This window comes from Cellulosimicrobium composti, from assembly GCF_010287905.1.
Lineage (GTDB): Bacteria > Actinomycetota > Actinomycetes > Actinomycetales > Cellulomonadaceae > Cellulosimicrobium > Cellulosimicrobium composti.
The window spans coordinates 1-905 of the sequence record NZ_JAAFAN010000151.1 but is presented as its reverse complement, the minus strand read 5'-3'; the positions used below and the strand labels follow the sequence as shown (position 1 = coordinate 905).

The window sequence follows — 905 nt, the reverse complement described above, 5'->3', positions numbered from 1 at the left end:
ATGACGTGGCCCATGGCCTGGGCGAGGGCGCCGTCGGTGCCGGGGTGGGGGGCGAGCCATTCGTCGGCGAACTTGGTGTTGTCGGCGTAGTCCGGGGAGATGACGACGACCTTCTGCCCGCGGTAGCGGGCCTCGGTCATGAAGTGGGCGTCGGGGGTGCGGGTGACCGGGACGTTGGAGCCCCACATGAGGCAGTAGGTGGCGTTCCACCAGTCGGCGGACTCGGGGACGTCGGTCTGGTCGCCGAAGACCTGGGGGGAGGCGACGGGTAGGTCGGCGTACCAGTCGTAGAACGAGAGCATGGTGCCGCCCAGGAGCTGGACGAAGCGGGCGCCGACGCCGTGGGAGACCATGGACATCGCGGGGATGGGGGAGAACCCGGCGACGCGGTCGGGGCCGTAGGTCTTGATGGTGTGCACGTGGGCGGCGGCGACGATCTCGGCGGCCTCGTCCCAGGTGGCGCGCACGAGGCCGCCCTTGCCGCGTGCGGACTTGTAGGCGCGGGACGCGTCGGGGTCGGAGGTGAGCATCTGCCACGCGAGGACGGGGTCGCCGCCGACGTCGGTCTTGGCGCGCCGGTAGGCGTCGAGGAGGGTGGCGCGGACGTAGGGGTAGCGCACGCGGGTGGGGGAGTAGGTGTACCAGGAGAACGCGGCGCCGCGGGGGCAGCCGCGGGGTTCGTACTCGGGGGAGTCGGGGCCGACGGAGGGGTAGTCGGTCTGCTGGGTCTCCCAGGTGATGATGCCGTCCTTGACGTAGACCTTCCACGAGCACGAGCCGGTGCAGTTCACGCCATGGGTGGAGCGCACGACCTTGTCGTGGGACCACCGGTCGCGGTAGAACACGTCGCCCTGGCGTCCGCCGGTCAGGAACACCTGCCGCAGGTCGTCCGACACCCGCCCCCG

The 905-nt window shown here is 71.2% G+C and carries 1 protein-coding gene; it reads right to left on the bottom strand.

Features of this window, described 5'->3' with window-relative positions:
* On the bottom strand, positions 1-905 hold a 905-nt coding region (locus GYH36_RS19100), incomplete at both ends, for a molybdopterin-dependent oxidoreductase (protein ID WP_162290700.1).